Source organism: Nevskiales bacterium, from assembly GCA_035574475.1.
Taxonomy (GTDB): Bacteria; Pseudomonadota; Gammaproteobacteria; order Nevskiales; family DATLYR01; genus DATLYR01.
The window spans coordinates 1-9,903 of sequence record DATLYR010000156.1 but is presented as its reverse complement, the minus strand read 5'-3'; the positions used below and the strand labels follow the sequence as shown (position 1 = coordinate 9,903).

11 protein-coding genes are annotated in these 9,903 nt (G+C 66.5%); 8 read left to right on the top strand and 3 right to left on the bottom strand.

Going from position 1 to position 9,903, the window contains the following annotated elements; all coding sequences use genetic code 11:
- The 3 genes from VNJ47_09215 to VNJ47_09205 form a co-directional block, all read right to left on the bottom strand.
- Positions 1–948: sulfate ABC transporter substrate-binding protein (locus VNJ47_09215; protein HXG29012.1), on the bottom strand; the 948-nt coding region annotated here is incomplete at its 3' end.
- 33 nt (positions 949–981) lie between these two features.
- Positions 982–2,385: a porin gene (locus VNJ47_09210; protein ID HXG29011.1), complete on the bottom strand. Its 1,404-nt coding sequence runs from the start codon at positions 2,383–2,385 to the stop codon at positions 982–984.
- Positions 2,386–2,464: 79 nt separating this feature from the next.
- On the bottom strand, positions 2,465–2,653 hold the full coding sequence (locus VNJ47_09205; GenBank protein ID HXG29010.1) for a YezD family protein: 189 nt from the start codon (positions 2,651–2,653) through the stop codon (positions 2,465–2,467).
- A 116-nt stretch (positions 2,654–2,769) separates the two neighbouring features.
- On the opposite strand from VNJ47_09205, the gene nudC reads away from it, so the two are divergent.
- From nudC to VNJ47_09165, 8 genes are all read left to right on the top strand, one after another.
- Positions 2,770–3,756 (top strand): NAD(+) diphosphatase, encoded by a 987-nt coding sequence (gene nudC, locus VNJ47_09200; GenBank protein HXG29009.1) that lies wholly within the window; start codon positions 2,770–2,772, stop codon positions 3,754–3,756.
- Between the two features lie 23 nt (positions 3,757–3,779).
- Complete coding sequence (locus VNJ47_09195) at positions 3,780–5,177, top strand: adenylate/guanylate cyclase domain-containing protein (protein ID HXG29008.1); 1,398 nt, start codon at positions 3,780–3,782, stop codon at positions 5,175–5,177.
- Complete coding sequence (locus VNJ47_09190; protein HXG29007.1) at positions 5,111–5,767, top strand: hypothetical protein; 657 nt, start codon at positions 5,111–5,113, stop codon at positions 5,765–5,767. The genes VNJ47_09195 and VNJ47_09190 overlap by 67 nt, the downstream gene beginning before the upstream one ends.
- A 53-nt stretch (positions 5,768–5,820) precedes the next feature.
- The gene (locus tag VNJ47_09185; protein HXG29006.1) at positions 5,821–6,600 is read left to right on the top strand and encodes a class II aldolase/adducin family protein; all 780 of its coding nucleotides are present in this window, start codon (positions 5,821–5,823) and stop codon (positions 6,598–6,600) included.
- Positions 6,601–6,677: 77 nt separating this feature from the next.
- A complete protein-coding gene (locus VNJ47_09180; GenBank protein HXG29005.1) occupies positions 6,678–7,547 on the top strand; it encodes an alpha/beta hydrolase in 870 nt (289 codons plus the stop codon).
- Entirely contained in the window at positions 7,544–7,903 is a 360-nt protein-coding gene (locus tag VNJ47_09175) for a nuclear transport factor 2 family protein (GenBank protein ID HXG29004.1), read from the top strand. The genes VNJ47_09180 and VNJ47_09175 overlap by 4 nt, the downstream gene beginning before the upstream one ends.
- Positions 7,904–7,921: 18 nt before the next feature.
- The gene (locus tag VNJ47_09170; protein ID HXG29003.1) at positions 7,922–8,413 is read left to right on the top strand and encodes a pyridoxamine 5'-phosphate oxidase family protein; all 492 of its coding nucleotides are present in this window, start codon (positions 7,922–7,924) and stop codon (positions 8,411–8,413) included.
- The gene (locus VNJ47_09165) at positions 8,410–9,756 is read left to right on the top strand and encodes a GAF domain-containing protein (protein HXG29002.1); all 1,347 of its coding nucleotides are present in this window, start codon (positions 8,410–8,412) and stop codon (positions 9,754–9,756) included. The genes VNJ47_09170 and VNJ47_09165 overlap by 4 nt, the downstream gene beginning before the upstream one ends.
- Positions 9,757–9,903: the final 147 nt, after the last annotated feature.

Here is a 9,903-nt window from a genome sequence, read left to right as displayed (position 1 = left end):
CGCCTTGTCCCAGCCGCCGAACTGGTCGATGGTCACCAGTTCCACTTGCGCGAAGGTCTTGGCGTATTTGTCCGCGATTTCCGGATCACGCGGACGGTAATGGTGCTTGGCGATGATTTCCTGGCCTTCCTTTGAGTACAGGTACTGCAGGTAGGCCTCCGCGACCTTGCGCGTACCGCGCTTGTTGACGACCTTGTCCACCACCGTGACCGGCGGTTCGGCCAGGATGCTGATCGAGGGCACCACGATCTCGAACTTGTCGGCACCGAACTCCTCCAAGACCAGGAAGGCCTCGTTCTCCCAGGACAGGAACACGTCGCCGATGCCACGCTGTACGAAGGTGGTGGTCGAGCCGCGCGCGCCGGTGTCGAGTACGGGCACGTTCTTGTACAGCTTCTTCAGGAACGCCTGCGGCGACTCGCCCTGCTTCTCGGCATAGGCCCAGGCCGCGAGGTAGTTCCAGCGCGCGCCACCCGAGGTCTTCGGGTTCGGCGTGATGACCGAGACACCGGGTTTCACGATGTCACCCCAGTCCCGGATCTTCTTCGGGTTGCCTTTGCGCACCAGGAAGACGATCGTGGAGGTGTAGGGCGAACTGTTGTTGGGCAGGCGCTTCTGCCAGTCGGCCGGGATCAGCTTGCCCTTCTCATGCAGCACGCTGACGTCATAGGCCAGCGCCAGCGTGACGACATCGGCCTGCAGGCCGTCGATCACGGCGCGCGCCTGCTTACCCGAGCCGCCGTGGGACTGGTTGATGGTTACGGTCTCACCGGTCGTTTCCTTCCAATGTCTTGCGAAGGCCGCGTTGTAGTCCTCGTACAGTTCGCGGGTCGGGTCGTAGGACACGTTGAGCAGGGTGAGATCCCTGGCGCCCGCCACCGAAGCGTAGGCCAGGCCCAGCAACAATACCGCCGAACCGAAGATCTCGATCAGTCTCTGCTTGAACATGGTCAGGTTCCTCTGTTGATTGGGGTGGGCGCGTCAGAACTGGTACTGGACGCGGGTGATGAAGACTTTCTCGTCGTCGCGGTCTTCGGGGGCCGCTGCCACGCCGGCGCCATCCTTGAACGAGGTGTTGAAGTAGTCGAACACCAGCTTGGTGTTGGCGTTCAGATACCAGTTCAGGCCAAGGCCATAGCTGCGGGCCTCGCTCACGGCAACGTGCCGCTCGGCGAAGGAATCGGCACCGCCGTCGAAGGCCTTGTCGTCGATCTCCAGCTTCGAGACGCGCGCGGCCAGCTCGAAGGCGCCCCAACCGCTCTTGCCGAGGTCAAACTCGTTGAGGGGCTTGGCCACGCCCTTGAAGCCGTTGTCCTCGCCGGTGAGCACGTAGGAAGCGGTGAGTTGCCAGGCCTTGTGCTTGAGCTCTTCCGCGATCGCGGCGTTGTTGGATTTACCGAGCGCCTGTTCCGAAGTGATGTACTCGCCGATCAGCCCGAAGCTGTTGCGGTAGTAGTAGAACTGCGGCGAGATGCGCGTGTGATCACCGTCGGCGGTGACGAAATTCGCCGCCGCGTTGCGGTAGTTGAAGATCTGCTCCTGGCCCGGGCTGCGGTAGCGGCCCAGCAGGCTGTTCTGCACGCCCACGACCTCGGATTCCTTCTTGCCGTGGCTGACGCCGAGGCCGAAGCCCAGGCCCTGTAGCGCGCTGCCCGGGTTGTTGACGAAGGGCGTCAGGAACACACGCGCGCCGAGCTCATGCTCGTTGTCGGCATCGCTGGTCGGGGAATCCCGGCCATCGGCGGTGCCGTTGTAGATGCCGACCGCGTAGTTCAGGCGGTTGTCGAGCACGTCGCCCTGCAGCTGGAAGCCGATGTCCCGGTTTGGCGCCAGCTCGGTCGGGAAGGCGCGTTCCGCGAAGACGATCGCGCCGCCGGATTGCAGGCGTTCCAGGCCGACCGGGCCCTTCTGCTTGCCGACGCGCAGGGTTGCGGCCGGCGAGAACTTCAGGTCCACATAGGCGTCGACCACGGTCGCGCTGTCGCCGGCGAATTCCGGGGTGAGGCGAAAGCCAACGTACTTGCCGAGCTGGCCCTGCAGAGTGGGGCGCACGCGGCGGAGCAGGAAAGTGTCCTCCAGGTCCTTGCGCTCGCCGTTGTCCAGGAAAAAGCGGCCATCGCCCTGGAACAGGCCGTTGAGCTTGAACTGGTAATTGCCGTCGGCGGTCTCGAAGCTCAGGCCCTTGTCGCCGGTTTTGATCACCGGCGCGGTCTTGGCCTTGCTGGCCGCTTCCTCCTGCTGGATCTCGAGCTTGCGCTCGAGCACCTTGATCTTCTGCTCGAGTTCTTCGAAGCGGGCTTCGTCGCTGTTCGCAGCGAAAGCGGGGTTGGCGATGGCGAGTCCTGCGATCAGACTGCCGAGCCATAATGGACGATGCGGTGACACGGAAGTTCTCCTTAGGTGGTGGTGGAACTTCCGGTGGTCCGGTCAGTTCATCGGATAATTGGGTTAAGGTGTAGTCGGGTCAGCCTGATGATCGGGTCGGCAGACCGGTGTCGAGACGCAGTTTCTCGCGCCGCTCGATCTGTACGATGCGGCCGTCGTGCACGACGATTTCCACCGCGCCGTAGCGCAGCCTGTGCAGGGCGCGCAGGATCTGATGCAGCACGGGCGTGCCTGGCTCGGATGCGTCGAGCTCGTCGGGTCTGCTCATGTTCGGGTCCGGTCTGGGTACACGGTGTCTCAACACGGCGCGCAGATTAGGACAAACCGTATAGATTCAAAAGGAATTCTTAGAGATTTTCTTATATCTAGATAGAATAAGAAGCCGTGAGACGCACCCCCACCCACAACAATCTCTTCGCCGCCGGCCCGCTCGACCGCCTGAGCGAGCGGCGGCGCGACGCGGCCTGGATCGAGCAGCGCCTGCGCGATCCGGCCTCGCGCTTCGTGCCGGTGTGGCGCATGCGTTCGCTGATCCACCAGCGGCAAGCGGTCTTTCTTGACGGCGCCCAGGCAGCCGAACTGCTGCCACAGGCCGATCCGGTCGTATTCCTCGGCGAATGGCAGGATCGGGCCTGGTTCGCGCTGGAGCTGTCGGCGCTGGCGCCGGAGCAGTTCGGTGACGCGCTGCGCGCCGGCGAGTTCAAGGACCTGCGTTTCGCCTCGGTCGGGATGGACCGTGACGCGGCCGCGGTGCTGGCCTACGCGCGCGCCCTGCTCTACTGGCATCGCCGCCACCGTTTCTGCGGCCGCTGTGGCGCGCCGACGCGGGTGCAGGAGGCAGGGCACGCGCGCGACTGCACGAATGCCGATTGCGCCAAGCGCCACTTCCCGCGCACCGATCCGTCCATCATCGTGCTGGTGGCCGCGCAGCACGCAGGACGCCCGCACTGCCTGCTCGGGCGCCAGGCCAGCTGGCCGCCGAACGTGTATTCGACGCTGGCCGGCTTCGTCGAGCCGGGCGAGAGCCTGGAGGACGCGGTGGCGCGCGAGGTGTTCGAGGAGTCCGGCGTGCGCGTGGACACCGTGCGTTATCACTCCTCGCAGCCCTGGCCGTTCCCCGCCGCGCTGATGCTGGGCTTCCATGCCGAGGCCGCGCTGCAGCCGGTGCGCGTGGACGGACAGGAGCTGGAGGACGCGCGCTGGTTCGATTACGATGAGATGCAGACTCTCTTACGGCAGCGGGCACTCTTCGTGCCGCCACCGGTTTCGATCGCCTACCGGCTGGTGGAATCCTGGTTCGATGCTCAGGGGGGGGCGAAGCTGGCCGAGCTCGCAGACTGGTCTTTCACCCGGCCGGCCAGGCCGGCGTAACGGCAGGGATGCCGCTACCGCCCATGATGCCCGCATTCGATAACGCCTACTTCGTCATGGGCCTGCTGACTGCCGGCACCGGCGCGGTTTATTTCTGGGCGGACCGCGCCAATACCATCGGTCGGCCGCTGGCGCTGAGCCTGGTGCTGATCGGCCTGCGCCTGTTCATGGATGCCTTCGGCCTGGACGAGAGCGACAACCCGCTGTTTCCGCTGGTGGCGACCAGCCTGGAGAGCGTTTCGATTCTGGCCGGCATCGAATGGGGCCTGCGCATCGGCAAGACCGCCAAGGTGGCGCTGGCGCGCGCGGCCATCGGGCTGTTCCGCGCCGCGCAAATCCTGGTGCTGGTCTATTGGCTGATGTCCATGGGCTACGTGCACTTCTTCCCGGAGCTGGCGACCGCCGATTCGCCCGGCTTCTTCAAGGTGCGCAGCATCGAGTGGGCGATCTTCGCGCCCCTCCTGGGCACCAGCATGCTGTGCGGCGCCATCGCCATCGGGCTGCTGCTGCGCTCGCGCATCGACAAGGCCGAGGCGATCCGGCTGCGCGCGCTGTTCGTGGCGGCGCCCTTCCTGATCTCGGGCCTGGTGGTCAGCGACCTCTACATTCCGGTGACGATCGCCATCGGCCTGCTGATCTACCTGTCCGGCACGCTGCATTACCTGGTGATCCAGGGCCAGCGCGGGCATTTCATGAGCCAGTTCCTGTCGCCCGAGGTGGCGCGCGTGGTGCGCAGCGAGGGCCTGTCCAAGGTCCTGCAGCGCGAGCGCCGGCCGCTGAGCGTGGTGCTGTGCGACCTGCGCGGCTTCACGGCCTATGCGCGCGAGCACGATTCGGGCAAGGTCGTGAACCTGCTCGAACGCTACTACAACGTGGTCGGCGAGGTGGCCAGCGAGTACGGTGGCACGATCAAGGACCATGCCGGCGACGGCGTGCTGATCCTGGTCGGTGCGCCGCTGCCGCTCAAGGACCACGCGCGCCGGGCGGCGCTGATGTCGCTGGAGATCATGCGCCGCGTGCCGCCCGTGCTCAGCGAGGCCGGTGCGAACCTGGGCCTGGGCATCGGTGTGGCCACCGGCAAGGCCACGGTGGGTGCCATCCGCGGCGCCGGCCGCCTGGAATACGTGGCGGTCGGCACACCCGTAAACCTCGCCGCGCGGCTGTGCAGCCGTGCGGCCGGCGGTGAGATTCTCGCCGACGATCGTACCCAGGCCGCTTTGCGGCCCGACGATGCCGTCGTGGTCAGCGCGCGCGAGCCGGAGCAGCTCAAGGGCTTTCCGGAGCCGGTGCCGGTCTATTCCCTCGCCACGCCCAGCGAGGCCGCCGAACCGCGGCGCGAAGAGGCTCCGCCCTGGTGGCAATGGCTGCTGGGCGGTGCCACCAGCCGCAGACACAAGCCGCGCCGGCGCAAGCGGAGCTGACCCTGGTCCCGCTGTGGCTCAAGCTGGCCTACACCGCGATGACGGCGGTGGTGCTGCTGATCTACTGGCGCAAGTACGGGCCCGCGAACTTCCTGTGGTTTTCCGACATCGCGCTGATCGGCAGCACGCTGGCGCTGTGGCTGGAAAGCAGCCTGATCGCCAGCACGCTCGCCGTCGGCGTGCTGCTGCCCGAGGCGCTGTGGAATCTGAGCTATTTCGGCCGGCTGCTGACCGGCAAGCGCATCACCGGCCTGACCGACTACATGTTCGAGACCGAACGGCCGCTGTGGCTGCGCATGCTGTCGCTGTTCCACGTGCCGCTGACCGTGGTGCTGCTGTGGCTGGTGTGGCGGCTGGGCTATGACCCGCGCGCGCTGCCGGCCATGCTGCTGCTGTGCTGGCTGGTGATGCCGGTGTGCTACTGGCTGACCGATCCCGGGCGCAACATCAACTGGGCCTTCGGCCCGGGCGGCGAGGGCGTGCGCACGCGCATGCACCCGCTGGCCTATCTGGCCCTGCTGATGTTCGTGGTCTTCCCGGCCACCTACCTGGCCACCCACCTGCTGCTGACCTGGCTGCTGCGTTCCTGAGCAGGGCCCCGCGGATGGTGGTTTAATTCCGGGACCGACCGGAGGAAGGCGCCATGACCAAGCCGCTCGAGCATCCGCCCGTGCCCAGCGTGCGCGAGCAGGTCACGCAGGAAGAATGGGAAACCCGCGTCAACCTGGCCGCCGCCTACCGGCTGGTGGCACGGTTCGGCTGGGACGACCTGGTCTTCACCCACATCTCCGCGCGTGTGCCCGGTGGGCAGCACCATTTCCTCATCAATCCCTACGGGTGGCTGTTCGAGGAGATCACGGCGAGCAGCCTGGTGAAAGTCGATCTGGACGGCCGCAAGGTGATGGATTCGCCCTACGACATCAACCCGGCCGGCTTCACCATCCACAGCGCGGTGCACGCGGCGCGCGAGGACGCGCAGTGCGTGCTGCACATCCATTCGCTGCACGGCATCGCGGTGTCGGCGCAGAAAGACGGCCTGTTGCCGATCTCGCAGCAATCGCTGTTCTGCCTGTCCTCGATGGCCTACCACGACTACGAGGGCGTGGCGCTGAACGAGGACGAGAAACCGCGGCTGGTGGCAGACCTCGGCACGAAGAACTTCCTGATCCTGCGCAACCACGGCCTGCTCACCGTCGGGCCGAGCATCGCGGACGCCTTCCTGTTCATGTACCTGCTGGAGGCGTCCTGCCGCATCCAGGTGCTGGCGCAGTCCGGCGGCAAGGAATTGATTCGGGTGCCGGCCCCGATTCTGGCCGGCATCCAGGCGCAGGCCACGCAGGTCACCAAGGGTCTGGGCGGCGCGCTGGCCTGGCCGGGGCTACTGCGCCGGCTGGATCGCGAGGACCCGTCTTACCGGGATTGACTTGTCATGCGCTACGCGCAGGAATACGGCCGCATCCGCGGCCCGTACCCACATCAGAGCAGGTTGGAGGCGGTCCTTTGAAGCAGGGTGAAATACAAGCCAACGGCATCCAATTCGCGTACCTGGAACAGGGCGAAGGGCCACTGGTGCTGCTGCTGCACGGCTACCCGGACAATGCCTGGTCCTGGGAATACCAGATCCCGGCGCTGGCGCGCGCCGGCTATCGCGTGGTGGCGCCCTTCCTGCGCGGCTATCCGCCGAGTGAAATCCCGAAGAACGGCTATTACGACCGCGCCACCCTGGCGACCGACGTCAAGGCGCTGATCGGCGCGCTCAACGGCGGCAAGCCCTGCTACCTGGTCGGCCAGGACTGGGGCGCCGCAATCGGCTACGGCGTGCTCGGCGCCTATCCGAAACTGGTCAAGCGCGCGGTGATCCTGGCGATCCCGCATCCGGTCGCGATCCGGCGCGCGCTGAAGAAATCGCCCAAGCATGTATTCCGCGCCTTCCACTGGTTCCTGTACCAGCTGCCGGTGCTGCCCGAGGCGATCTGCCGCTTCAACAACTACGCCTTCATCGAATTGCTGTGGAAGCTGTGGTCGCCGGCCTATAACGACCGCGCGCATGTCGCCCGCATCAAGCAGATGCTGGCCGAGCCGGGCGCGTTGCAGGCGAGCCTGGCCTACTACCGCGCGATGTTCAATCCGCGCAAGTTCGATCCGGCGCTGGCGAACGTGAAGAAACGCCTGGACCGGCGTACCCCGGTGCCCACGCGTGTGCTGTGCGGCGCGCAGGACATGCGCGGCGGGCTGCTGGAATTCCAGCGCGACCTGTTCCAGGGCCCTTACGACTGGAAACTGGTCGAGGGCGCCGGCCACTTCCTGCACCGCGAGAAGCCCGACGAGGTCAACGCCTTGATCCTGGACTGGCTGAGCCGGAATCCATGAGCCGCTTCACCCCGGAAGCCGCGCGACGGTTCGCCGCCGACTGGGCCGCAGCCTGGAATGCGCACGACCTGGACCGCATCCTGGCGCACTACGCCGAGGATTTCGAGATGCGCTCGCCGATGATCGTGCAGGTGACGGGCGAGCCCACCGGTTGCCTGCGCGGCAAGACCGCGGTCCGTGCTTACTGGGCGCAGGCGCTGGCCGCGTTACCGAAGCTGCGCTTCGAGGTGCTCGACGTGCTGTGCGGCATGGACAGCCTGACGGTCTATTACCAGGGCCATCGCGGCCGCGTGGCCGAGGTATTCGAGTTCGGGGCGGACGGCAGGGTCTTGCGCGCCCACGCCCATTACGCCTGAATCACCGGCGTCGTCCGCATGCCATCCGTAACAGAATTCCGGCTCGACGCCGAGCTTGCCGGTTTCGTGACCGGCGGCGTGACCGTCATCGCCGCCTCGCGCGACGCGGGCAACTGCCCGAACCTGGTACGCGCACGCGGCTGCCGGGTGTCGCCCGATGGCCGCCGCGTTACGGTATTCCTGGACGGCCCCCAGTCCACGAGCCTGCTCGCCGACTGGCGCGCGAACGGCAGAGTGGCCGTGGTCTTCACCCGCCCCAGCACGCACCGCTCGGTACAGCTCAAGGGTCGCGATGCCGCGATCGAGCCGCTGGCCGAAGGCGATCACGCCATCGTTGCGCGCTACCGCGACCTGCTCGCGGAAGAGCTGGCCACGATCGGTTACGGTCATGGCTTTACCGCCGCACTGCTGGCTGCGGATCACGACGCGCTGGTTGCGCTCAGCTTTACGCCCGAGGCCGCCTTCAGCCAGACGCCGGGACCGGGTGCCGGCGCACCGCTCACGCGATGAGTCCCACACTCGACGCCATCCGTGAATGTCTGGAAGGTGCGGTGCCGGCCGTGATCGCCACCTGCGCGCCGGACGGCACGCCCAACGTGGCCTATCTGTCGCAGGTCGAGTACGTGGACAGCGTGCATGTCGCGCTGTCGTTCCAGTTCTTCAACAAGACGCGCGAAAACATCCTGGCCAACCCCCAGGCGCGGCTGCTGCTGACACACCCGGCGACGGCGCAGATGTACCGCATGAGCCTGGAGTATCTGCGCACCGAAACGGCGGGGCCGCTGTTCGAGCGGATGAAGGCCAAGCTGGCCGGCATCGCCTCGCACACCGGCATGAGCGGAGTATTTCGACTGCTCGGCGCCGATATCTACCGGCTGCTGACGATCGAACAACTCTCCGCCCAGCCGCTGCCCGCGCCAGCGCCGCGGCTCAGCCTGCTGTCGGCACTGCGTGTGGCGGTCGAAAAACTCAATGCCTGCAGTGACCTGGCAAGCCTGCTGGAACAGACGCTCGACTGCCTCGCGACCGAGTTCGATATCCCGCAGGCCCTGCTGCTGATGGCGGACGTGGGCCGTGAGCGGCTGTATACCGTCGCCAGCCGCGGCTACGAGAACTCGGGTGTGGGTGCGGAAATCGGTTATGGTGAGGGCGTGATCGGCGTCGCGGCGCGCGAGCGTACACCGATCCGTATCGGCCACATGACCGCCGAGTATTCCTATGGCCGCGCCATCCGCGAGGCGGCGGCACGCGGCGGTCTGGCCGAGCGGCTGGAGAGCGAGATTCCGCTGCCCGGGCTGCCCGAGTCGCGCAGTCAGCTGGCGGTGCCGATCCTCGCGCGCGGTCACCTGCTCGGCGTGCTGTACGTGGAAAGCCCGCAGGACCTGCGCTTTTCCTACGACGACGAGGATGCGCTGGTGGTACTAGCCGCGCAGCTGGGCCTCCACATGTGCGCCCTGCAGGAAGCAGCCGAGACGCCCGAGCCTGCCCCGGACAGCGATCCGGCGCGCGCGCCGGCGCAGGGTCGCAGGGCCACGGTGCGGTATTACGCGGAGAACAGCAGCGTATTCCTCGACGGCGACTATCTGATCAAGGGGGTGGCGGGCTCGATCCTGTGGACCCTGCTGCAGGATTACGTCAACGGCGGCCGCGCCAGCTTCACCAACCGCGAGCTGCGCGTGGATCCGCGCATCCGCCTGCCCGACCTGAGCGACAACCTCGAGGCACGGCTCATCCTGCTGGAGCGGCGTCTGGTCGAACGCGACGCCTGCGTGCGCATCGAGAAGACCGGGCGCGGGCGCTTCCGCCTGGCCGTGAGCCGCCCGCTGGAGCTGATCAGCACCGGCGCGGACTGAACCCAACTTATTGAACCTTGCATAAATAGTTGAAACTAATTCCACCGTAGGTGGTCTGATGCTGTGATAACTTGGAGGACAGCATGAGATCGAAACCCACGGCATCGGAGTTGCAGCGGCGGCGGATGAAGGCCGGCCGGCTGCTGT

Bases quoted from the DNA above. Each gene is read 5' to 3' on its own strand.
- VNJ47_09205 (HXG29010.1), bottom strand. From the start codon at position 2,653: ATGAGCAGACCCGACGAGCTCGACGCATCCGAGCCAGGCACGCCCGTG.
- VNJ47_09195 (HXG29008.1), top strand. From the start codon at position 3,780: ATGATGCCCGCATTCGATAACGCCTACTTCGTCATGGGCCTGCTGACT.
- VNJ47_09185 (HXG29006.1), top strand. From the start codon at position 5,821: ATGACCAAGCCGCTCGAGCATCCGCCCGTGCCCAGCGTGCGCGAGCAG.
- VNJ47_09175 (HXG29004.1), top strand. From the start codon at position 7,544: ATGAGCCGCTTCACCCCGGAAGCCGCGCGACGGTTCGCCGCCGACTGG.
- VNJ47_09170 (HXG29003.1), top strand. From the start codon at position 7,922: ATGCCATCCGTAACAGAATTCCGGCTCGACGCCGAGCTTGCCGGTTTC.
- VNJ47_09165 (HXG29002.1), top strand. From the start codon at position 8,410: ATGAGTCCCACACTCGACGCCATCCGTGAATGTCTGGAAGGTGCGGTG.